At 75.1% G+C, this 21,686-nt stretch carries 16 protein-coding genes; 8 read left to right on the forward strand and 8 right to left on the reverse strand.

The genetic code is table 11. The features are described 5' to 3' along the window. Positions 1 to 86 precede the first annotated feature (86 nt). The 5 genes from GA0070606_RS07985 to GA0070606_RS08005 all read left to right on the forward strand — a co-directional run bounded on the left by GA0070606_RS07985 (position 87) and on the right by GA0070606_RS08005 (position 7,087). A complete protein-coding gene (locus GA0070606_RS07985) occupies positions 87 to 1,415 on the forward strand; it encodes a ribonuclease D (RefSeq protein ID WP_091096416.1) in 1,329 nt (442 codons plus the stop codon). Positions 1,416 to 1,664: 249 nt separating this feature from the next. Then, positions 1,665 to 2,861: a thiolase family protein gene (locus GA0070606_RS07990; RefSeq protein WP_091096418.1), complete on the forward strand. Its 1,197-nt coding sequence runs from the start codon at positions 1,665 to 1,667 to the stop codon at positions 2,859 to 2,861. Next, complete coding sequence (locus GA0070606_RS07995; protein WP_091096420.1) at positions 2,858 to 4,927, forward strand: 3-hydroxyacyl-CoA dehydrogenase NAD-binding domain-containing protein; 2,070 nt, start codon at positions 2,858 to 2,860, stop codon at positions 4,925 to 4,927. Before GA0070606_RS07990 ends, GA0070606_RS07995 begins: the two co-directional genes overlap by 4 nt. A 164-nt stretch (positions 4,928 to 5,091) precedes the next feature. Then, positions 5,092 to 6,087, forward strand: a complete 996-nt coding sequence (locus GA0070606_RS08000; RefSeq protein WP_091096423.1) for a hypothetical protein — start codon at positions 5,092 to 5,094, stop codon at positions 6,085 to 6,087. Positions 6,088 to 6,187: 100 nt separating this feature from the next. Continuing rightward, positions 6,188 to 7,087: a hypothetical protein gene (locus GA0070606_RS08005; RefSeq protein ID WP_091096426.1), complete on the forward strand. Its 900-nt coding sequence runs from the start codon at positions 6,188 to 6,190 to the stop codon at positions 7,085 to 7,087. Positions 7,088 to 7,140: 53 nt separating this feature from the next. Here GA0070606_RS08005 and GA0070606_RS08010 read toward each other — a convergent pair whose 3' ends face one another. The 4 genes from GA0070606_RS08010 to GA0070606_RS08025 all read right to left on the reverse strand — a co-directional run bounded on the left by GA0070606_RS08010 (position 7,141) and on the right by GA0070606_RS08025 (position 10,148). Beyond that, complete coding sequence (locus GA0070606_RS08010) at positions 7,141 to 7,557, reverse strand: VOC family protein (protein ID WP_091096428.1); 417 nt, start codon at positions 7,555 to 7,557, stop codon at positions 7,141 to 7,143. Then, complete coding sequence (locus GA0070606_RS08015; RefSeq protein WP_091096430.1) at positions 7,554 to 7,961, reverse strand: VOC family protein; 408 nt, start codon at positions 7,959 to 7,961, stop codon at positions 7,554 to 7,556. The genes GA0070606_RS08010 and GA0070606_RS08015 overlap by 4 nt, the downstream gene beginning before the upstream one ends. A 162-nt stretch (positions 7,962 to 8,123) precedes the next feature. Then, entirely contained in the window at positions 8,124 to 9,311 is a 1,188-nt protein-coding gene (locus GA0070606_RS08020) for a sensor histidine kinase (RefSeq protein WP_091096431.1), read from the reverse strand. 168 nt (positions 9,312 to 9,479) lie between these two features. Further along, positions 9,480 to 10,148 (reverse strand): response regulator transcription factor, encoded by a 669-nt coding sequence (locus GA0070606_RS08025; protein WP_091096433.1) that lies wholly within the window; start codon positions 10,146 to 10,148, stop codon positions 9,480 to 9,482. Positions 10,149 to 10,297: 149 nt separating this feature from the next. Between GA0070606_RS08025 and GA0070606_RS08030 the strand changes: the two genes are divergently transcribed. Continuing rightward, entirely contained in the window at positions 10,298 to 11,590 is a 1,293-nt protein-coding gene (locus tag GA0070606_RS08030) for a peptidase C39 family protein (RefSeq protein WP_091096435.1), read from the forward strand. Between the two features lie 92 nt (positions 11,591 to 11,682). Here the strand turns inward: GA0070606_RS08030 and GA0070606_RS08035 are convergent, their stop codons facing one another. Together GA0070606_RS08035 and GA0070606_RS08040 are read right to left on the reverse strand one after the other, a co-directional pair. After that, positions 11,683 to 12,966 (reverse strand): outer membrane protein assembly factor BamB family protein, encoded by a 1,284-nt coding sequence (locus GA0070606_RS08035; protein WP_091096436.1) that lies wholly within the window; start codon positions 12,964 to 12,966, stop codon positions 11,683 to 11,685. Positions 12,967 to 12,984: 18 nt separating this feature from the next. Next, positions 12,985 to 14,274: an outer membrane protein assembly factor BamB family protein gene (locus GA0070606_RS08040; RefSeq protein WP_176737268.1), complete on the reverse strand. Its 1,290-nt coding sequence runs from the start codon at positions 14,272 to 14,274 to the stop codon at positions 12,985 to 12,987. 108 nt (positions 14,275 to 14,382) lie between these two features. On the opposite strand from GA0070606_RS08040, the gene GA0070606_RS08045 reads away from it, so the two are divergent. Then, complete coding sequence (locus GA0070606_RS08045) at positions 14,383 to 16,233, forward strand: DUF6311 domain-containing protein (RefSeq protein WP_425413086.1); 1,851 nt, start codon at positions 14,383 to 14,385, stop codon at positions 16,231 to 16,233. A gap of 4 nt (positions 16,234 to 16,237) precedes the next feature. Here GA0070606_RS08045 and GA0070606_RS08050 read toward each other — a convergent pair whose 3' ends face one another. Next, complete coding sequence (locus GA0070606_RS08050) at positions 16,238 to 18,109, reverse strand: DUF6311 domain-containing protein (RefSeq protein WP_245724610.1); 1,872 nt, start codon at positions 18,107 to 18,109, stop codon at positions 16,238 to 16,240. Continuing rightward, entirely contained in the window at positions 18,109 to 19,983 is a 1,875-nt protein-coding gene (locus tag GA0070606_RS08055) for a DUF6311 domain-containing protein (RefSeq protein ID WP_425413087.1), read from the reverse strand. The genes GA0070606_RS08050 and GA0070606_RS08055 overlap by 1 nt, the downstream gene beginning before the upstream one ends. Before the next feature lie 428 nt (positions 19,984 to 20,411). Here GA0070606_RS08055 and GA0070606_RS08060 point away from each other — a divergent pair, with 428 nt between their 5' ends. Then, the gene (locus tag GA0070606_RS08060) at positions 20,412 to 21,605 is read left to right on the forward strand and encodes a hypothetical protein (RefSeq protein WP_091096438.1); all 1,194 of its coding nucleotides are present in this window, start codon (positions 20,412 to 20,414) and stop codon (positions 21,603 to 21,605) included. The last annotated feature ends 81 nt before the right edge of the window (positions 21,606 to 21,686 follow it).

Raw genomic sequence — 21,686 nt, forward strand, 5'->3', positions numbered from 1 at the left:
TCCCGGAGGGACCCCGCCGGCCGTCCGGCCGACACACACCGGACCGGCTGCACCCACCGGATCGCGTCGCGCACTAGGGTTGTCAGGTGACCGACGAACCACCCCTGCGCCGTCGGGCCGCCGAAAGCCGTACGGGAAACGAAGCAGACCGCCCGCCGTCGGCCCGGCCGGAGCCGGCGGACGCGGGGACCGAACCGCACGCCGACGGGCCCGTTCCGCTGATCGCGCCGCGCGAGGGCACCCCCCAGCCGGCGGCCACGCCGGACGAGCTCGCCGAGGTCGTGGCCCGCTTCGCCGCCGGCACCGGCCCCGTCGCGCTCGACGCCGAACGCGCCTCGGGCTACCGCTACAGCCAGCGGGCCTACCTCGTGCAACTGCGTCGGGCCGGCTCCGGCACGGCGTTGATCGACCCGCTGCCGCTGCCCGACCTGAGCGCCCTCGACACGGTGATCGGCGAGGCCGAGTGGGTGCTCCACGCGGCCAGCCAGGACCTGCCCTGCCTGGCCGAGCTGGGGCTGCGCCCGCGCCGGCTCTTCGACACCGAACTGGCCGCCCGGCTGGCCGGATTCGAGCGGGTCGGCCTGGCCGCGCTGACCGAGCAGCTACTCGGCTACAGCCTGGAGAAGCACCACTCGGCGGCCGACTGGTCGAGCCGGCCGCTGCCGGAGTCCTGGCTGACCTACGCGGCGCTGGACGTGGAGATGCTGGTCGACCTGCGCGACGCGCTCGACGAGGAGCTGACCCGGCAGGGCAAGTCCGCCTGGGCGGCGGAGGAGTTCGCCGCGCTCGTGCGCACCGGCGCCCGGCCGCCCCGGGTCCGGGCCGAGCCCTGGCGACGCACCTCCGGCATCCACCGCGTGCGCGGGGCGCGCGCCCAGGCGCGCGTGCGCTCCCTCTGGTACGCGCGGGACCAGATCGCGGCCCGCCGGGACGCGGCCCCCGGGCGGGTGCTGCCGGACTCGGCCATCGTGGCGGCCGCCGAGCTGGACCCGAAGGACGAGAAGACCCTGCTCACCCTGCCCGGCTTCGGCGGGCGCTCGGTGCGGCGGCTGGCCCGCACCTGGCTGGCCGCGCTGGACGACGCCCGGCAGCTCCCGGATGACGCGCTGCCGGTCGCCCCGACGGTCGAGGGCCCCCCACCGCCGCACCGCTGGGCCGAGCGGGACCCGGTGGCGGCGGCCCGGCTGGCCCGGTGCCGGGAGGTGGTGGTGCGGATCGCGGGCGCGCACAACCTGCCGCCGGAGAACCTGATCGCGCCCGACTCGATCCGCCGCCTGGCCTGGGTCCCCCCGGAGGAGGTCACGGAGTCGACCGTGGCGGAGACCCTCCGCGGCCTCAACGCCCGAGAGTGGCAGATCACTCTCCTCCTCCCCGCCCTCACCGAAGCCCTCCAGGACCCACCCCCCACCCCCTGACCCCAGCCCTCTCCCCGCGTTGATCATGAGGTTGTTGTCGCCGCACCCGGCGTGTCGGCGCAACAACTTCATGATCAAGCAGTCGGTCGCTGACAGGGTGGTGTGGGGTTGGACACACCGGGGCGGGTGCCGGCAATGGTTACTGACGAGTAGCATCCGGGGGAACACGCCCGTGCCGGCGACCTTCGTTCCGTCCGCAGTGCCGCCCGTCGGCGCGGCGGCCGAATCGTGGTCGAAGAGGAGGCTCAAGTGCCCCGTGAAGTTCGGGATGTCGTCTTCGTCGACGGCGTCCGCACCCCCTTCGGCAAGGCGGGTGGCATGTACGCCAACACCCGCGCCGACGACCTGGTGATCCGCTGCATCCGCGAACTGCTGCGCCGTAACCCGCAGCTGCCGCCGGAGCGGGTCGAGGAGGTCGCCATCGCCGCCACCACCCAGATCGGCGACCAGGGCCTGACGATCGGCCGGACCGCCGCCCTGCTGGCCGGCCTGCCCAAGACCGTCCCCGGTTTCGCGATCGACCGGATGTGCGCCGGCGCGATGACCGCCGTGACCACCGTCGCCAGCGGCATCGCCATGGGCGCGTACGACGTCGCCATCGCCGGGGGCGTCGAGCACATGGGCCGCCACCCGATGGGTGAGGGCGTCGACCCCAACCCGCGGATCGTCGCGGAGAAGCTGGTCGACCCGTCCGCCCTGGTCATGGGCGCGACCGCGGAGAACCTGCACGACCGGGTACCGCACATCACCAAGGAGCGCACCGACGCCTTCGCGCTCGCCTCGCAGCAGAAGACCGCCAAGGCGTACGCCAACGGCAAGCTCCAGGACGATCTGGTGCCGATGGCGATCCGCGACGCCGACGGCGGCTGGGGCCTGGCCACGGTGGACGAGGCGCCCCGGGACACCTCGCTGGAGAAGCTCGCCACCCTGAAGACCCCGTTCCGCCCGCACGGCAAGGTCACCGCCGGCAACGCGGCCGGTCTGAACGACGGCGCCACCGCCAGCCTGCTCGCCTCCGAGGACGTCGCCCGCGAGCTGGGCCTGCCCGTCGCCATGCGGCTCGTCTCGTTCGGCTTCGTCGGCGTCGAGCCCGAGGTGATGGGCGTCGGCCCGATCCCGTCGACCGAGAAGGCGCTGCGCATCGCCGGCCTGAGCATCGACGACATCGGCCTGTTCGAGCTGAACGAGGCGTTCGCCGTGCAGGTGCTCGCCTTCCTCGACCACTTCGGCATCGCCGACGACGACCCGCGGGTCAACCCGTGGGGCGGCGCGATCGCCATCGGTCATCCGCTCGCCTCCTCGGGCGTGCGGCTGATGACCCAGCTCGCCCGGCAGTTCGCCGAGCACCCGGAGGTCCGCTACGGCCTCACCGCCATGTGCATCGGCATCGGCATGGGCGGCACCGTGATCTGGGAGAACCCCCACTGGGAGGGTGGAGACAAGTGAGCGCGCTCGCCGCACCGAACGAGGTCGTCACCAGGGCGCTGCTGCGCCAGGTGAACGTACCGGGGCTGGACCGGCCGGCCGCCCTCATCACCCTGGACAACGGCTTCGACCACACCAAGCCGAACAGCTTCGGCCCGGGCGGCCTGAACAGCCTCGACGAGGCGATCACCGCCGCGCTGGCGGCCGACCCGGCGTTCATCGCGGTCACCGGCAAGCCGTACATCTTCTGTGTCGGCGCGGACATCACCAGCCTGCCGCAGCTCGCCGACCGCGAGCAGGCCCTGGAGATCGGCCGGCTCGGCCACCGGGTCTTCGCCCGGCTCAAGGACAGCGAGATCCCGACCTTCGCCTTCGTCAACGGCGCGGCGATGGGCGGCGGCCTGGAGCTGGCCCTGCACTGCCACTACCGGACGCTCTCCGGCGGCGCGGCGGCCCTCGCCCTGCCCGAGGTCTCCCTCGGCCTGGTGCCCGGCTGGGGCGGCACGCAGCTGCTGCCGAACCTGATCGGCATCCCGGCGGCGACCCAGGTGATCATCCAGAACCCGCTGATGCAGAACAAGATGCTCAAGCCGAAGCAGGCCGCCGAGATGGGCATCGCGGACGTGCTGCTGGAGCCGGCGGACTTCCTGGAGCGGTCCCTGGAGTGGGCCGCCGGAGTGGTCCGCGGCGAGGTCACCGTGACCCGGCCCGAGGTCGACAAGGACATGTGGGCGGGCGTGCTCTACTTCGCCCGGCAGACCCTCGACCAGCGGCTGCACGGGGCGGTCCCGGCCGCGTACAAGGCGCTGGACCTGCTGGAGACGGCGAAGGACGCCGACTTCGCCGCCGGCACCGCCGCCGAGGACGAGGCCCTCGCGGACCTGGTCTTCTCCGAGGAACTGCGCAGCGGCCTGTACGCCTTCGACCTGGTGCAGCGGCGGGCCAAGCGGCCGGCCGGCGCGCCGGACAAGGGCCTGGCCCGTCCGGTCACCAAGGTCGGCATCGTCGGCGCCGGCCTGATGGCCAGCCAGCTCGCCCTGCTCTTCGCCCGCCGCCTCCAGGTGCCGGTCGTCATGACCGACCTGGACCAGGCCCGCGTGGACAAGGGCGTCGGCTACGTGCACGCCCAGATCGAGAAGGCCGTCAGCAAGGGCCGGATGGACAAGGGCACCGCCGCCAAGCTGTACGGCCTGGTCAGCGGCTCCGTCGACAAGGGCGTCTTCGCCGACGCCGACTTCGTCATCGAGGCCGTCTTCGAGGATCTGGCGGTCAAGAAGCAGGTCTGGGCCGAGCTGGAGAAGATCGTCAAGCCGGAGGCGGTGCTGGCCACCAACACCTCCAGCCTCTCGATCACGGCCATGGCCGAGGAGCTGGAGCACCCCGAGCGGGTGGTCGGCTTCCACTTCTTCAACCCGGTCGCCGTGCTGCCGCTGCTGGAGATCGTCCGGGGCGAGCGGACCGACGACGCCACCCTGGCGACCGCGTTCGCGGTCGGCAAGCAGCTGAAGAAGTCGAGCGTGCTGGTGAAGGACGCCCCGGCGTTCGTGGTCAACCGGCTGCTCACCCGCTTCCTCGGCACGGTCTTCGCGGCCGTCGACCAGGGCACCCCGCTGGAGGTGGCGGACCGCGCGCTGGACCCGCTGGGCCTGCCGATGCGCCCGCTCGCCCTGCTCCAGCTCGTCGGGCCGGCCGTCGCGTACCACGTGGGCGGCACCCTGCACGCGGCCTTCCCGGACCGCTTCGGCGTCAGCGAGAACCTCAAGCGCATCGCCGAATCCGGCCAGCCGATCGTGGTCGACGACCAGATCAACGCCGAGGTCGCCAAGCTGCTCGTGGTCGGCGACCAGCCGCTCACCGAGGAGCAGGTGCGCCAGAACGCGCTCGACGCGCTGGCGCAGGAGATCCGGCTCATGCTCGACGAGGGCGTCGTCGCCGAGGCGCAGGACATCGACCTGTGCATGATCCTCGGCGCCGGCTGGCCGTTCCACCTGGGCGGCGTCACGCCGTACCTGGACCGGACCGGCACCTCCGAGCGGGTCACCGGCAAGCGGTTCCTGCCGCACGGGGTCGCCAGCCTGCCCGCCTGATCCCACACCGCTCCCCCGCGTTCGCGGTGGTTGCCCCGTCCGGCTTGGATGGTGGCGACCACCGCGATCGTCGTTGCGGCCCGTTCCGGTCCGGAAGGGGACAGCGGGACGGGCCGGTGGCTGGCTACGATCACCCGTTCGCAACGTCGCCTGGAGCTGACCACATGTCCTCACCGCCGGTCGATCCCTGGTCCGGGCAGCCGGAGCACGACCCCCACTACGACTTCCACCCGCCGCAGCCTGGCCACCCCGTGCCACCGGCCGACGCCTGGTCAGCCCCGGGCGGGCAGCCGCCCTACCACGGCGGCTGGTCCGCCGCGCCGACCTCCGGTCCCCCGCCGGCGCAGCCGTACCCCACCCAGCCCTACCCCCACCAGCCGTACGGCGGTCATCCCGTCACGCCGCAGGACGGCTTTCCGGCCGGCGGGTACGCCGGCTACCCGCAGCCCTATCCGGGCGGCAGCCACCCGGGCGCCGGGCCGGCGCGGCCACGCCAGCTCAACCTGGTGTTGACGCTGGGCCTGGTCGGGCTGCTGGTGCTCTGCCTCGGCGGGGGCGCGGTGGGCTACGTGGCCCTCTCGGAGCAGGATTCCCCCGGCCCGACCCCCGGCCCGACGCCGACGGCGACGGGCGTCTCGAGCCCCACGCCGTCCGGCGCCCCGTCGTCGGAGGCCGCCCCGTCCCCCGAGCCGACGTCCAGCCCTCGGATCCAGGTCGTCACGCCGGAGACCCTCGCGGGCCGTCCGAAGAGCACCGAGCCGACGCTGAAGAAGCTGGCCGACGACATGGTCCGGGACCTGAAGTCCTCGGTGCCCCAGGCGACGGGCGTGGTCGGCGCCTTCTACGGCAGCGCCGACGAGCGCGACATGGTCATGGTGGTCGCCGCCTCCACCTTCGTGCTCAACCCCGAACGGGAACTCGACGACTCGGTGAAGGGGATCTCCAAGGAGCTGGCGGTCAAGCGGCTGACCACTATCGCCCCCGGCCCGAACGGCGGCCTGGCCAAGTGCGGCGACGGTGAGTCCGCCGGGGTGCCGCTGGGCGTCTGCGCCTGGGCCGACCACGGCAGCGTCGGGATCATCGTGATGTTCTTCTCGTCCTCGGCCGCCGCCGCGGCGGAGTTCGTCGCCATCCGCGGCCAGATCGAGCAGAAGTCCTGACCGCACTCCCCGGCCCGCGCCGTCGTCCGTGGTCGCACCACTGCCGTCGGGCGGGGCCGGCCGAGACCATCCGCCCCTCGCGTAGACCTGGAGCTGACCGATGTCCTACCCGCCGGCCAATCCGTTCCCCCCACCACCCGAGCGCGGCGCGCCGTACGGCTCCCAGCCGGGCGGATACGGCCCGCCGCCGCAGCCCGGCGGGTACGAGCCCCCGCAAACCGGCGGCTACCCGCCACCGCAGGCCGGCGGATACGGGCCGCCACAGCAGGCCGGCGGATACGGGCCGCCACAGCAGGCCGGCGGATACGGGCCGCCACAGCAGGCCGGCGGATACGGGCCGCCGCAGCAGGTCGGTGGTCACCTTCCGGCGCAGCCCGGCGGCGCTCCGGTGCCGCCGTACGGCCCGCCGGCGAAGCGGAAGTCCAGCGCCGGCAAGATCGTCCTGTTCGTGCTCGCCGGGGTGCTGGTGCTCTGCCTCGGCGGCGCCGCGATCACCTTCTTCGTCGTCAAGGACGAGGTCAAGGAGACCGTCGACGCCACCAGGATCCGCGTCGTCGAGCCGGACACGCTCGCCGGCCGGCCGAAGGCCACCGACCCCGCCCTCCAGGTCGGCGCCCAGCAGCTCGAGGCGGAGCTGAACAGGTCGCTGCCGGACGCGAGCAGCACGGTCGGCGCCTTCTACGGCACCCCGGCCAAGCAGGACCTGGTCATGATCGCCGCCGCCTCCGGAATGAACCCGAACCCGGCCAAGACCCTGGAGGACACCATCAGGGGCGCGCGCACCAGCGACGTACGGCTCGGCGAGATGTCCTCCGTGGACCCGGGTCCCCTGGGCGGCGAGGCCAAGTGCGGCGACGCCAAGGCGGAGAACGTGCCGCTGGGCGTCTGCGTGTGGAGCGACCGGGGCAGCGTCGGGATGATCGTCATCTACTTCAAGACCGGCACGCAGGCCCACGCCGAACTCGCCGCCATGCGCGGGCAGATCGAGCAGAAGTCCTGACCCGTACGACAGGCGGGGGCCCGGCACCGGCGAGGTGTCGGGCCCCCGTCGCGTCAGCCCGCCGCGTCAGCCATTGCGGCGGTTGCCGCCGTGGCGCCGGCCCGCTCGGCGGCGCTGCGCAGCACGCAGAACTCGTTGCCCTCCGGGTCGGCCAGCACCACCCAGCCGGAGCCGTCGGGGCGGCGGCAGTCGGCGACCTGGGTGGCGCCGATGCCCAGCAGCCGCGCCACCTCCTCGTCCCGGGTCCGGTCGGCGGGCTCCAGGTCGAGGTGCAGCCGGTTCTTCACCGCCTTGCCCTCGGGCACGGCCAGGAAGAGCACCTCCGGGCCACCCGGGGGCAGCAGCATGGCCTCCGGGTCGCCGGGGAGGTCGTCCGGCTGCCGGGGGCAGTCGAAGACCTGCGCCCAGAAGCCGGCCAGGGCGTACGTGTCGCGGCAGTCGATGCCGATGTTGTGGATGATCGCGCTCACTGATGGTCCTCCTCGGTGGAGACACCCGCCCGCTCCGCCGCGCCACGCAGGACGCAGAACTCGTTGCCCTCCGGGTCGGCCAGCACCACCCAGCCAGTGCCGTCGGCGCGTCGCTGGTCGTCGACCAGGACCGCGCCGAGCCCGAGCACCCGCTCGACCTCCTCGTCGCGGGTCCGACCGGTCGGTTCCAGGCAGACGTGCACCCGATTCTTGACCGTCTTGGCCTCGGGCACCCGCTGGAAGAACACGGACGGGGCGACGCCGTCCGGCGGCAGCAGGACCGCCTCGGGGTCACCCGGGGCGTCGTCGGGGTGCCGCGAATAGCCGAGCACCGCCGACCAGAAGCCGGAGAGGGCGTAGGTGTCGTGACAGTCGAAACTGATGTTGTGGATCCGTGGATGCACGGGTTCCTCCGTTACGGATGGAGGCGCCCCGCGTGCGTGCGGGTCAGCCGGCGAGACGGGGCGCGGAGATCATGACGATGAACATCGACGCACCCCCCTCCGCTTCTCGGGCTGACACCATGATCCTTTCACCGGGACCGGCCGGCCCGCAACCCCGTACGGTCACCGCCCGGCGGCCGGCCTGTCGGCGGTCACCGCGGGGGCGGCCTCCGCCGCCGGCAGGGTCACCGTGACCTCCAGCCCGCCACCGGGCTGGGCGACCACCTTCACGGTGCCGCCGTGCGCGTCGCAGACCGCGCGGACGATGGAGAGCCCGAGGCCCGAGCCGCGGGCGCCGGTACGCTCCCGGCCGCCCCGTCGGAACGGCTCGAACAGGCCGGGCACGTCGGCCTGGTCCACCTCGAAGCCGGTGTTGCCCACCACCAGCCACGACCGGCACCCGTCGGAGCCGGTACGTACCCAGAGCCGCCCGTGCAGGTGGTTGTAGCGGACCGCGTTCTCGATCAGGTTGCCGGCCAGCCGGTCGAGCAGCCCGGGATCGCCGACGACCGGCGCGGGCGCCAGCGACGTCTGCACGCGCAGCTTGATCCGCTCCACCTCCCGGCGTACCGCCGACAGGGCGTTGGCGGTGCCGGCGGCGAGGTCGCACTCGGCGCGGCGGCCGAGCCGGCGCCCCGCCTGGGCCTCGCTGCGGGCCAGCACCAGCAGGGCGTCGACCAGCCCGTTGGCCCGTTCGGAGGCGTCCCGGACGACGGTTGCCATCCGGCGGTACTCGGCGGCGTCCGCCTCGTCGTCGCTGAGCGTCACGTCGATCTCGGTACGCATCACCGCCAGCGGCGTACGCAGCTCGTGCGAGGCGTTGGCCACGAAACGCTTCTGCGCCTCGAACGCGGCGGCGATCCGGTCCAGCATCGCGTCGAACGTCTTCGCGAGCTCGGCCACCTCGTCGTCGGCCCCCGAGTAGCCGATCCGCTGGTCCAGCGTGGTCTCGCCGAGCCGGCGGGCGGTGGCGGTGACCTGGTGCAGCGGGCGCAGCGCCCGGCCGGCCACCGCGTAGGCGCCGGCCACCCCGACGACGCTGATCGCCAGCAGCGCCACCAGGCCCTTGACCAGCAGCTCCGTGCTGGCGGCGTCGACCAGTTGCCGCTGCCACTGCGCGGCGTCGAGCGACCGGCCGTCGGCCAGCACGACCGTGGTGCCGGGAAGCAGCTCGTCGGTGGGACGCAGCGCGTCGCGGACCAGCAGCCAGGCCAGCAGCACCAGGATCGCCCCGGCGCCGACCAGCAGCACGCCGTTGAGCAGGGTCAGCCGCAGCCGCAGGGTGGGCCGCAGCCGCAGCCGCACGGCCACGTCCCTCGGCCACGAAAACCGGGCTCGCGGCCCCGACGCACTCCTCGCACTCACGATGCCACCCCGGTTCGCGACTGCGGGGCTCGCAAACCCCGCTCACTCCTCGCACTCACGACGCCACCCCGGTTCGCGACTGCGGGGCTCGCAAACCCCGCTCACTCCTCGCACTCACGACGCCACCCCGGCCGTGCGGTAGCCCGCGCCGACCACCGTCTCGATCAACGGCGGATCGCCCAGCTTCTTGCGCAGCGTCATCACCGTCACCCGGACGATCGTGGTGAACGGATCGGTGTTGGCGTCCCAGACGCGTTCCAGCAACTCCTCGCTGGAGACCACCGCGCCGCGCGCCTTGAGCAGCTCGCAGAGCACGCCGAACTCCTTGTTGGTCAGGTCGACCGGCTGCCCGGCCCGGGTGGCGACCCGGCGCGCCGGGTCGAGCACCAGGTCGGCCAGCTCCAGCACCGGCGGCGCGGCCGGGGTGGCCCGGCGGCCGAGCGCCTGCACCCGGGCGACCAGCTCGTCGAAGGCGAACGGCTTCGGCAGGTAGTCGTCCGCGCCGAGCTGCAACCCCTCGACCCGGTCGGCGACCGTGCCGCTGGCGGTCAGCATCAGCACCCGGGTGAGCGTGCCGGAGGCGGCCAGCTCCGCGCAGATCTGGTCGCCGTGCACGCCGGGCAGGTCCCGGTCCAGCACCACCACGTCGTAGCGGGTGACGAACGCCATCTCGTGGCCGCTGTCGCCGTCGTAGGCGACGTCCACCGCCATGCCCCGCTTGCGCAACCCCCGCGCGATCGCGTCGGCGAGGTTGCGCTCGTCCTCGACCACCAGTACCCGCATCCCGACCTCCTCGCGCCCTGACCACCCGACAACCTAGTGCCGGCCGCCAACCCGGGCCGCACCCGCCGTCCGCGCCGGCCACCGTTGCAGAAAACCTTCGCCGTACGCGATGCTTCCGGCACCAACCTTCGCATCGGACGGGGAGACGCATGACCGACGCGGCGCCGACGGCCGGACGGGACGTCGCCTACCGGGGCTTCCGTCTCCCGGACGACGCGGACCGGGGAGTCCTGGCCGGGCTGCGCGCCGGGCCCCGGGGCCTCGAACTGGCCGACCCGGTCGACCGGATCGACCACACCGACGCCGACGGCCGCACCCGCCGCTACGCCGCGGGCAGCTGGACCGCCCCGCCCGTGCCGACGGGCTTCGCCGTACGCGACATCGTGCCCTCGTGGACCGGCCAGACCCCGGACGGCTGCTGGCTACGGGTGCAGCTGCGCGGCTGGCACGCCGGCGCCCCTGCCACCGGCTGGTACGTCCTCGGCGACTGGGCCGCCGCCGACGACGACTTCCGCCGCACCTCGCTGGCGGGGCAACGCGACGCCGACGCCCGGGTGGACACCGACACCCTCGTGGTGACGGGCGCGACGGTCACCGGCTGGCAGGTCCGGGTGACCCTGCTCCGGCCGGCCGACGCCGACGACGACACGACGCCGGCGCTGCGTACGGTCGGGGCGGTCGCCTCCGGCGCGCGGCCGGCGGCGGCCGCCCGGCCCGCCGCCGAGGGGCCACCGCCCGTGGCGGCCCCACCCGACGCGGAGACCCGGACCGGCGCTGGCGCGGCGGCACCGGCGACCCCGGCGGAAGCCGCCGCCACGACGCCGGCCGCCTGGGGCACGGTGCTGGACGTGCCCCGCTACTCGCAGCGGCTGCACGCCGGCGCGCACCCGCAGTGGGGCGGCGGCGGGGACTCCTGGTGCTCCCCCACCTGCACGTCGATGGTGCTGGCCTTCTGGGGCGCCGCCCCCGCCCCGGACCGGTACGCCTGGGTGAGCCCGGCCGGCCCCCGCCCGGTGGTGGTGCACGCCGCCCGGCACTGCTACGACCACGCCTACGCCGGGGCCGGCAACTGGCCGTTCAACACCGCGTACGCCGGGCTGCACGGCGTGGACGCGTTCGTCACCCGGCTGCGTTCGCTGACCGAGGCGGAGGCGTTCGTGGCCGCCGGCCTCCCGCTGATCGTCTCCGCCGCGTTCACCGCCGGCCAGGTGCCGGGGCTCGACTACGACACCGCCGGGCACCTGATGGTGCTGGTCGGCTTCACCGACACGGGCGCGCCGGTGCTCAACGACCCGTACGCCCCCGACGACGACGCGGTGCGCCGCACCGTCGACCGGGACCGGTTCGAGGCCGCCTGGCAGGGCGGCAGCGGCGGGGTGGCGTACGTGCTCCGGCCGCCCGGCGTGCCGCTGCCCCCGGCGCCGGCACAGCCCAACTGGTGACCCGGCGGCGCGGGGCGACACCGGCCACCTGGTGACCCGGCGTGCGGCACCGGCGCCGGAACGGCGGGCGGGGCCGCCGCCGAGGCGCGGCCTCAGCCCCCGAACCGCCAGACGCCGAGGTCGCCGGTGCGCAGCCGGCACAGCACGGCGTCCGTGCCGCCCCGGCACTCCCCGGAGGCGTCCCGCAGCACGTCGACCACCCGGGCGCGACCGGCCGCGACGTCCAGCTCGCCGACCACCAGCCCGCCGCCGGACGCGGCCGGCCGCACGGCGAGGAGCCGGTCGGCGTCGCGCCACGGCATGAGCTGCCACGCGCCCAGGTCGGCGACCTGCCGACCGGTCGCCGCGTCGAGCACGACGAACCGCTCCCCGGCCGGCCCGGGGCCGAGCGCGAGCAGCCGCCCGGCCCGCCCGGCGAGCACCCCCATCCATCCCTGAGCGGTCCAGCGGACCGCCCCGCTGGCCGGGTCGAGCACGCGGAACCCCTCGGACTCCGTCCCGACGCAGAGCAGCCCGCCGCACTCGGTCACGTGGTCGACGGGGGGCAGGCGTACCTGCCAGCGCGGCCGGAGCCCGTCCAGCCCGTGGGCGCTGAGCACGCCGGCCCGGGGCCGTACGAGCAGCAGCAGGCCGTCGGTGACCACCACCTGGCCGAACGCGGGCTGCCCGTCGGGACGCAGGTCGGCGGCGTGCAGCAGGTCGCCCGAGCGGGGGTCGCGGACCTGCGTCGCCCCGTCGGCGGCGACCAGCACGACCCGCTCGACCCGGCCGTCGCGGACGTCGAGGTGCAGCCCTTCCGGCGACGTCGGCGCCGACCAGAGCGCCCGCCCGGAGGCCGGATCCACCGACCGCACGAAGTCGGCGGTCTGCACCAGCAGCGTCCCGGCCGCGTCCGACCACGGGTGGCCGGGCTGCCGCCAGCGTTCCCGGCCGGTCGCGAGGTCGAGGGCGACCGTCTCGCCGAAACCCTGCTCCCCGGTGGCCGAGAACAGCACCACCCCACCCCGGGAGAGCACCTGCCAGAGCCGCCCCGACGCCGAGACCGTGGCGCGCCACAGCGGCGCCGGCTTCCGGCCGTCGGTGGGCGCCCACTCGGGCAGCGCGTACGCGCGCACCTCGGCGGCGCCCACGGGATCCCCCTCCGCCGGCTCGACCACGTAGACGTGGCCGGCGTCGAGGAACGCCTGGGACCCGACGCGGGCCGGCACGACGACCGACACCCGCTCCCGCGCCGGCGCGGCACCCGCCATGGTGGCCACGAGCGACGCGAGCACCAGCGCCACCCGCAGCGGCCGCCCGGCGGCGCGGGGCGGGCGGGACGGCGGCGCCGCGCCGTCCGGCCCGCCGCGCAGCTCGCCGAGGTCGATCAGGGTCATGCCGCCCCCCTCCGCCGGTCATCCGGACAGCTCCCAGAGCCCGAACGCGCCGCCCTCCAATCGGCAGGCGACGAGCGACCCGTACGAGCCGCACTCGCCGACCACCCCGCGCAGGACCGCCACCACCCGGACGCCATCCCCCCGGTCGTCGAGCCGGGCGATCAGCACCCGCCCGTCCCGCTGCCGGCGGTGCAGGACCACCCCGTCCTGCACCGGCGTCAGCTGACCCGCCCGCCAGCGCCCCAGGCCCCGCACCGGGCGGCCGGTCGCCGCGTCGAGCAGCACGTGCTCCGCCACACCGCCGCCGGGGTAGCCCGCCGCCAGCATCCGCCGCCGGCCCACCGGAGTCAGCAGATGCCAGTCTTCGGCACGCCACCGGACGCTTCCGCTCGCGGGGTCGAGCAGCCGGAGGCCGGCCCCGCCGTCCTCGACGCAGACCACGACTCCGCACCCGAACGCGTACGCACGGGCGGACGGGCCCCACGGCACGCTCCACCGCCGGCGCGGGGCGGCGGTGTCGTAGGCGGCGAGCACCCCCGTGCCTTCGGAGACCAGGACCAGGTCGTGGGTGACCCCGAGCAGCTCGGGCGGCTCGACCCCGGCGGGCAGGGCCGCCGCGTGCAGGAGGTCGCCCGAGTCCGGGTCGCGCAGTTCCAGCCGCCGACCGGCGAGGACCGTCAGCAGCGTCACCCGGTCGTCCCTGGTCGACCTGCGCACGTCTGTCGGGGAGAGCCGCCGCGTCCAGCGGACCGCGCCGTCGGCCGCGTCGACCGACCGCAGCACCGGCTGCCCCGGCCCGGCTCCGGCGTGCCCCCACAGCAGCAGGTTCCCGGCGGGCGTCGCGCCGTCCAGGTGCCCGGCGGCCCGCCAGCGCAGCGCGCCGTCGGCGACCGAGAGGCCGACGACCTGCGGCCCCGCCGGCTCCTCCGGCATGCCGAGCACCAGCAGGTCGCCGACGCGCACGACGGGGAAGGTGCTCACCGACCCGGGCAGCGGGATCCGCCACAGGGGACGGCCCGACGGCAGCTGGTGGGCCGCCAGGCGGCGTACCGGATCCGGGTCGGGCGCCGCGCCGGGCCCGGCGCGGTCGGCCACCAGCAGCAGGTCACCCGCGACGGCGAGGTCGGCGTCCGGGCGGGCCGGGACGACGACGCCGGGCGGCGTCGCGGCCCGGGGCGCGGCCGCGGCCGGCACGAGCAGGCAGAGCAGGGCGACCAGGGCGGGCGCCCAGCGGCGCACCCCGCGTCCCGGTCGGGGGTCGACCGGCGGGGGCACGTCCCGCCGCTCGCCGAGGTCGATGACCGTCACGCGCCGTCCTCCCCGTCCCGCCCACGCCCGGACCGGCAAACCGGCCGGGAACGCACCGGCTGCGGCAAAAGCGACGCGTCCGCGCCTGTACGATGGCGCGTCGTGGCCGTGCCGGTGGTGAATCCCTCGCTGAACTCCGTCTCCGAGCCCGTGGCGGCAGAGCCGTCGCGGCGCCCCCGGTGGAGGCCGGCCCGCGCCGACGTACTGGCCATCGGAGCCTATGTCCTGCTCGGCGTTCTCGTGTGCCTGAACTACTGGGTGGACGTGCAGAACCGGGTGTCGTCGCACCTGCCCACCGACCACAGCTGGTTCGAGTGGCTCTTCTCGCACGGCGCGTACTCCGTGCGGCACCTGGAGAACCCGCTGTTCACCGCCCGGCAGAACGCCCCGGACGGGGTGAACATGATGGCGAACACCTCGCTGCTCGGGGTGACGCTGCCGCTGGCGCCGCTGACCATGCTCCTCGGCCCGCAGGTCGTGTACGCGCTCTACCTGGGCGCCGCGCTGGCCGCCACCGCCGGCACGTCGTACTGGGTGCTGTCGCGGCACGTGGTGCGCTCCCGCGCGGCGGCCTTCGTCGGCGGCGCGTTCCTCGGCTTCGCGCCCGGCATCGTGCACCACGCCAACGGCCAGCCCAACTTCGTCTCGAACTTCCTGCTGCCGCTGATCGTGCTGCGCGTGTTCCGGCTCGGCGAGGCGGGTCGGTGGCGGCGCAACGGCGTCGCGCTCGGGCTGCTGGTGGCGTACCAGATCTTCATCAACGAGGAGATGCTGCTGCTGACCGCGCTGGCCTGCCTGGTCGCCGTGGTCGCGTACGCCGTCATGCGCCCGGCGCGGACGCGCGCGGTGGCGGGCACCTTCGCCGCCGCCCTCGGCGTGGGCGGCGGGCTGGCCCTGCTGCTGACCGCCTACCCGATCTGGTTCCAGTTCAACGGCCCGCAGGCCTACCGGGGCCTGCAGGGCGGCGTCTTCCACAGCTGGGGCGAGGACCTGGCGGCCTTCGTCACCTTCGCCCGCGACACCGTCGTCGGGGACGAGGCCGTGGAGAAGACCATCGGCCTCACCGAGCAGAACACCTGGTTCGGCTGGCCGCTGGTGCTGCTGTCGGTGGTGGCGCTGGCGCTGCTGGTCCGCCGCTCGCTCACCGCCCGGATCCTCGCCGTGCTGGTGGTGGTCTTCACGGTGGGCTCGATCGGCCCGAAGGTGCGCCTCAACGGCGTGGAGACCGAGACCGACGGCCCGTGGGCGTACATCCCCGACGACGTGCCGCTGCTCGAGATGATGATGCCCACCCGGCTGGCCCTCGTGGTGACCGCGGCCGTCGGCGTGCTGCTCGCCCTGGCCTGGGACGCGGTGGCCCGCTTCGGCCGCGCGACCGCGCCGGTCCCCCGCGCCGGCGACGACGACGCCGTGGGCGCCGCCGGGCCGCGACGCCGCTGGCTGCGTCCGGTCGGGTACGCGGCCGTCGCGCTCGCCGTCCTGCCGCTCGTCCCCCGCCCGCTGCCGGCGCAGCCGGTGGAGCCCCCGCCGCGCTTCATCACCGCCGGCGGCTGGCGCCCGTACGTGCCGCAGGGCCGGACCCTGGTGCCGGTGCCGATCCCGAGCAACGTGCACGGCCTGCCCACGCTGCGCTGGAGCGCCCTGACGCAGCACGCGTTCCCCATTCCGGGCGGCTACTTCATCGGCCCGAACGAGCTGGGCGAGGGCGTCTTCGGCGCGCCGAACCGGCCGACCAGCAGCCTGGTCTACCGCACCATGGACGCGGGCGAGGTGCCCCCGCTCACGGAGGAGAACCGTCGTCAGGCGGTGGAGGACCTGCGCTTCTGGAAGGCGTCCGTGGTGGTCCTCGGCGCGCACCCGCGCGAGGCGGTCCTCCGCGAGCTGGTGACCGGGCTGATCGGCCCGCCGCAGCGCGTCGACGACGTCTGGCTCTGGGACGTCCGTCCCCTGGTCGGCTGACCCGTCACCCGACCAGCGGGCGCACGTCCCAGACGTGGGCGCCGGCCACCTCGCGGCCGGGGCCGAGGAGCGCGTCGACCGTACGCCGCACCGGATCCCCGTGGTGCAGTCCACCCTGGACCACCACGGCGGCCCGCCAGTGGCGCAGGTCCTCCACCGCCTGGCGGCGGTCGGTGTCGGTGACCACCGGCACCTCGCCGGTCTCGGCCACCCGGCGCAGCAGCGCGGCGGTGGGCCGGTCCGGGGCGCCCCAGCGGGCGGTCGGGTCGTCGGCGGCCCGGGGCCCGATGAAGTAGCCGCCCGGCGTGGGGAAGGCCAGCCCGGTGCGCGCCGACCAGAGCATCGCCGGGCTGACTCCGGCGCCGGTCACCGGCGGCACCGGCACCAGGGTCCGCCCCGGCGGGACGTACTCCCGCCAGCCGCCCTCGGCCACGAACGCCGGCACCGGCCAGGCCGGCACGGTCCGGATCGGGGTGGGGAACAGCGGCAGCAGCGCGGCGGCCACCGCCCCGCCCCAGAGCAACCGCACCGGGGCCCCGCCGGCCGCCGTTCCCGCCCGCACGGCCGCTCCCGCCTGCGGGGTGCCGGCCGCCGGTTCCGCGTCCCCGACGGCGGTCGTCGCCTCCGTTCCCGGCGCGCCCCCGGCGGCACGGAGCCGGTCCAGGGAGAGGGCGAGCAGGACGCCCAGCACCGGCACGCAGACCAGCGGGAAGCGCGCCGGCACCGCGAGGTCGAGCAGCGGCAGCTCGGCGACCAGCCGGTACGGCCCGGGAATGCCGGTGGGCGTACCGTCCAGGCGCACCTGCCCGCCCAGCGAGAGCAGCGCGAACAGCACCCCGCAGACGGCGAGCGCGCGGACCAGCGGCCGACGCCACAGCCAGATCACGATCACCACGGCGAGCACCAGCAGCCCCGGCCCGAAGAACGAGTTCTCCTCGGTCGGGTTCGGTGCCAGCAGGCCGGGCAGGTGGTCGTCGCCGAGCACGGTCTGCCGGGCCGACGCGGTGAACGACGCGGCGTCGAGCTGGTAGCCGTACGCGTGGAACGGCATCCCGCGGTAGTGGCCCGGGCCGAAGAACTGGAACCACAGCGGGTACGCCAGCAGCGGCAGCGACACCGCCACCCCGATCCCGAGCCGGGCGAGCAGCGCCGGCGCCAGCCGACGGGCCGCCGCCCGGTCGGCCGCCGCGTACGCGAGCGCGAACGTCCCGGCGGCCAGCACCAGGAAGACCAGCACCTCCTCGCCGAGGAACACCTGGTACGCCACCAGCAGCCCGAGCAGCGTCCCGTGCCGCCACACCCGGCGCGGATCCGGGTGGAACACCAGCGCCAGGATCGCCGGCACCAGGAACTGCGCCGCCATGTGCAGGTGCGCGCCGGCCTGCGCGACCATGCCGGGGGCGAAGCCGCAGAACAGCCCACCGACGGCCGCCGCCAACCGGGAGTCGACCAGCCGGCGGCGCAGCAGCACGTACCAGACGGTCGCGGTGCCGGCGAGGCAGCCGACCACGGCCACCAGGAACGCGGCCTGCGAGCCGAACAGCAGGGTGACCGGGGTCAGCGGCACGCCCAGGCCGAGCACCGAGGTGTTGGCCATCAGGTTGACCCCGTCCGGGGCGTTCAGCGCCGAGCTGTGCAGCGGGTTCTCCAGGGCCGTCACCGCCCGGGCGGCGCGGGCCAGCATCCACTCGAAGAGGATCTGGTCGCCCGCCTGGTGGAACAGCCGCCCCGGCCGCCCCCACTGGCCGACGGTCAGCAGCACCGCCAGGGCGAGGTAGCCGGCGACGACCAGCGCGTCGGCGGCGGGCACCGGCAGCCGGCGCGGGCGCCGGTCGGGTGCCGCGTCGACGGTGCCGGGCGCCGTCGGGGCCGCCATCAGGCTCGCTGGTCGGTGAGCGCCCGGACGTCCCACACCCAGACGTCCAGCTCGCGGCGGCCGGGGCCGGCCAACTGCTCGACGGTGCGCCGCAACGGCTCGGCGTGGTGCTGGTCGACCGGGAGCACGAGGATCGCCGCGCGCCAGTGCCGCAGGTCGTCGAGGGACCGGCGGCGCTGGCGGTCGTCCAGTTTGGGGGTACGGCCGGTCGAGGCGACCTCCTCCAGCAACTGCCCCACCCCGCTGGGCCGGCCACCGAAGCGACCGGGATCGCCGGTGTTGCCGTTGCGCGGGGCCAGGAAGTAGCCGCCGGGGATCTTGAAGTCGAGGTTGGTGGAGGCGGCCCAGCGCATCCCGTGCGTGTGGCCCATGTTCGGCACCGGGATCGGCACGAGGGTCTGGTCGGGCCCGACGTAGTCGCGCCACCGGTCGGCGGTGATGAAGTCCGGCACCGGCGGGCGGGAGGTCACCTTCAGCGGCATCGGCGCGATCGGCAGCAGCGCGAGGACGAGCCCGGCGGTGGTGAGCGTACGCAGCGTCCGGGGTTCGACCGGCAGCGTCCGCGAACGCTCGACGGCCAGGGCCAGCAGGATCCCGATCACCACGCTGGTGATGAGGCCGAACCGGGTCGGCACCACCGCGTCGAGCAGCGGCAGCCGGACCAGCCACTCCCACGGACCGGTGATCAGCTCCCGGTCCCACCAGGACACCCGCTCGCCGAGGGAGAGCACGGCGAAGAACACCCCGGTCACGGCGAGCGCCCGGACCAGCAGTTCCCGCCGCAGCCACGCCACGATGCCGACGGCGATCAGGGAGAGGCTCCAGCCGAAGAAGGCGTTCTCCTCGGAGTAGTTCGGCGCGAGGTTGATGTTGGCGCGCTGGTTGCCGCCGAGCGTCGGCGAGCCGGGGGCGAAGAAGGCCGCGATGTCGTTGCCGTAGTCGCGCACCGCGTCGCTCAGCCCGTGGTACGCCATCGGCCCGGCGAACTGGACGTAGAGCGGGTACGCCAGCAGCGTGCCGGCGACGAGGGTGCAGGTCGCCAGGGCCTTCGCCAGCGGCCGCCAGGCCGCCGACCAGAGCGCCGGACGCTGGGCGAGCACGGCGAGCAGGAACACCCCGCAGGCCAGCGCGGTGAAGAGCAGGATCTCCTCGTTGATGAACGCCTGGACGGTGACCAGCAGGGCGAGCAGCAGCCCGTCGCGCCAGGGCCGCCGGGACCGGGTGATGACCAGCACCCGCCAGACGATGAACGGCAGCAGGAACTGCGAGATGATGTTGGGGTGCCAGTTGGCGTGCGACAGCATCGCCGGCGAGAACCCGCAGAACCAGCCGCCGACGGCCGCCGCCAGCGGGCTGCGCACGACGTGCCGGGAGAGCACGAAGTACCAGGCCGAGGCGGTGCCGGCGAGGGCGAGGGTGACCAGCACCACGAAGGTCACGGCCGGGCCGAAGAGCAGGGTCACCGGCACCATCGGGATGCCCAGCGCCAGGATGGCCGTGTTGGCCATCAGGTTGACCCCGTCGGGATAGTTGAACTGCTCGGTGAAGAACGGGAACTCGCCGTGCAGCACGACCCGCACCGAGTGGGCGAGGAAGAACTGCACCTGGGCCGGGTCGCTGCTGTAGAGCGAGGCCACCCGGCCCGCCGGGTCCACCCAGATCTGGCTGGTCACCCAGACGGCGGCCAGCAGAAACAGCCCGAAGACCACCAGGTCGGTCCGCCGCCGGGCCCAGCGCCGCGGCCGGGCGGGCTCGGCCCCGCCCCCGCCCTCCGGCGACGTCCTGCCGTCGGCCGGGGACGCGGCGGCGCCGGCCTCCGCGGCAGTGCCCGTCGGCACGGCGGTTCCCACCTCCGCCGGGGTGCCCGTCGGCACGGCGGCGCCGGCCTCCGCGGCAGTGCCCGTCGGCACGGCGGTTCCGGCCTCCGCCGGGGTGCCCGTCGGCGCGGCGGCGTCGGTCGGCGCGGGGGCGCGGGTGGCCTGCGCGGGGGCGCCGCCGTTCGGCGTGCGGCCGGCGGCGCCGCCGGCCGCGGAGCGGGCGGCGGGGCTGGACGCGGAGGCCGCGCTGGCGTCGGATTCCGGCGAGGATTCGGCGCGGGTCTCGGCAGGCGTCACAGTCGGCGGAGTCTACCCGAGCGGGACATTCGCCCTGAAACCACGGCGCTGTCCTCTGTGGCGCGTGTCGCCCGGGCCGCCGGACCCGCGTGGGACGCGCCGAAGAGGTGCCGCGTCCGGGTGATCGGACATCTCGTACTATGGCGCTTTCCGTAGACCACGGCTGAGGCGATCGAGGGGGCGTACAGGTGGCTCCAGTCCGCCGGCGCGGCAGCACGGCCACCGCACTGCTGACCCTGCTGCTCGCCGTGGCGGCGTGCGGCCCGGTCGCCGACCGCCAGCCCGGCGACCTGCGGGTCGGGTACGACAGCCGGGACGGCGACCTGACGGTCTGGCCGGCGCGCGGCACGCTCGCGGGCGACGCCGCCGTGACCGCGGCGGTGACCGGCGTGGTGCGCGACTGGCGGTCGCCGGCCGACGACCGGGTGCACCTGCCCACGTCCGGGATCCTCTGGTCGGGCGAGGTGGACGGCGCGCCGCTGGTCCTGGTGGCGGCGGACGTGCCCGGCGAGAGCGCCTCCTGGCTGCTCCAGATCACCGCCGAGGGCGGCCGGTACGCGGTCACCCGCGCCGCCGAGTACACCGACCCCGGCTACCTGGTCTACTCCGACGTGCTGCCCGTGCACACCGCCACCGGCCGCCGCTACCTGACGTCGAGCCGGGTGGAGCGGCTGCTCGGGCCGGACGGCCGCGCGCTGCGCAACGTCGACGGCCTCACCGAGCCGGTGGACGTGCCGGCCTGCCGGGCCGTCGGGGTGACCGCCACGCTGAAGGCGACCGAGTCGCTGCCCCGGGGCCGGGCCGCCGACCGCCTGCTCGACCTGGGCACCGGCACCACCGACCCGCGCTATCCCCTCGTCCGGGACGAGAGCGGCTCCGGCAAGCGGGCCCTCAAGGGGCTCGACACCTGCGCGCTCGCCGGCGAGGAGGGCCCGTTCGGCAGCATCCCCCGCCGCATCGGCGACCGGGACGCGCCGCGTTCGGTGCCGTCGTCCTGGCCGATGACGAAGCTGGCCGTCCGCACGCTGGGTGAGGTCGCCCTCGGCGGCGGCGAGCCGGCGGAGTTGGAGCAGCTCAGCTGGGAGACCGCCGACGGGACGATGACCGCCGTGGTCTACCGCCCGTCCGACGGCGGCGCGCCGCTGGTCTCCGCCGCCGACCGGTCCAACCCGCTGCAGGCGTACGCCCTGCCGGTGCCGGGCCAGCAGTTGGCGGTGCTGAGCTGGCGGGCCACCCGGGACAGTTCGCTGTCGACGCCACCGGACACCCCGCGCCTGGTGGACCGCCCGGGCCTGGTCGTGGTGCCGATGCCGACCCGCTCGGAGACGTTCAGCCTGGCCGCCCCAGACAAGACCCACTACCGCTCCCTCTCCCCCCGCTGACCCCACCCTCCCTCTCCCCCTCCGCCTCGGCGATCTTGCAGTTTCTGCCCCGGCGTAACGGGCATCGGGGGCATGACGGGG

It is taken from the genome of Micromonospora citrea (genome assembly GCF_900090315.1).
GTDB lineage: Bacteria > Actinomycetota > Actinomycetes > Mycobacteriales > Micromonosporaceae > Micromonospora > Micromonospora citrea.

Excerpts from the sequence above, each read along its gene's own strand:
- GA0070606_RS08000 (WP_091096423.1), top strand. The coding sequence starts at position 5,092 with ATGTCCTCACCGCCGGTCGATCCCTGGTCCGGGCAGCCGGAGCACGAC.
- GA0070606_RS08005 (WP_091096426.1), top strand. The coding sequence starts at position 6,188 with ATGTCCTACCCGCCGGCCAATCCGTTCCCCCCACCACCCGAGCGCGGC.
- GA0070606_RS08025 (WP_091096433.1), bottom strand. The coding sequence starts at position 10,148 with ATGCGGGTACTGGTGGTCGAGGACGAGCGCAACCTCGCCGACGCGATC.
- GA0070606_RS08030 (WP_091096435.1), top strand. The coding sequence starts at position 10,298 with ATGACCGACGCGGCGCCGACGGCCGGACGGGACGTCGCCTACCGGGGC.
- GA0070606_RS08035 (WP_091096436.1), bottom strand. The coding sequence starts at position 12,966 with ATGACCCTGATCGACCTCGGCGAGCTGCGCGGCGGGCCGGACGGCGCG.
- GA0070606_RS08050 (WP_245724610.1), bottom strand. The coding sequence starts at position 18,109 with ATGGCGGCCCCGACGGCGCCCGGCACCGTCGACGCGGCACCCGACCGG.